Raw genomic sequence first — 569 nt, 5'->3', positions numbered from 1 at the left:
GCTTGTACTGTCGCGATGAACGTTTCTGTTGTGGTGCCATCGCTCACACTGATGTTTATCACTGTGCCCGCTGGTGCATTGCTGCTTCCGCTGATTGTTGGCGTGCTGTCGTTGGTCGCGCCCACGGTATCCAGTGTCAATGTCGGTGCTAAGGTATCAAGGGTGCCTGATTGAACGGCACCGCCGGTGTTTCCTGCCGCATCGGTAATGCTGGCTTGTACGCTGTAGCTTCCATCTGGTAATTCAGGGCTAGTCGCTTGCCAGTCACCGTTTGCATCCACGGTGGCTGTGATTGGGTGTTCATCACCGTTGCTGTCAGTAATAACAATGTTTACAACGGTGCCTTCTGGCTCTGTTGAGGTACCACTAACAACTGGCGTGCTGTCGTTGCCAAGGCCCAGTGCATCCACGCTCACAACTGGAGTGATGGTGTCTACATTACCACTGCTGTTTGCTGTGCTCTCATTGCCTGCAGCATCCGTAATACTGGCGCTTACAGTAAAGTCACCTTGTGCAAGCGCACTGGGGATTTCAATATCCCAGTGGCCATCACTTTCAACGGTGCTGGT

Annotated in this window: 1 protein-coding gene; it reads right to left on the bottom strand. The window is 53.1% G+C overall.

From position 1 onward, the window contains the following. On the bottom strand, positions 1 to 569 hold a 569-nt coding region (locus tag V6260_RS18490; RefSeq protein ID WP_341595563.1), incomplete at both ends, for an Ig-like domain-containing protein.

The organism is Pseudoalteromonas aliena (assembly GCF_038155085.1).
GTDB classification, from domain to species: Bacteria; Pseudomonadota; Gammaproteobacteria; order Enterobacterales; family Alteromonadaceae; genus Pseudoalteromonas; species Pseudoalteromonas aliena_A.
The sequence above is the reverse complement of the archived record's forward strand: the minus strand, read 5'-3'. Positions and strand labels throughout refer to the sequence as shown.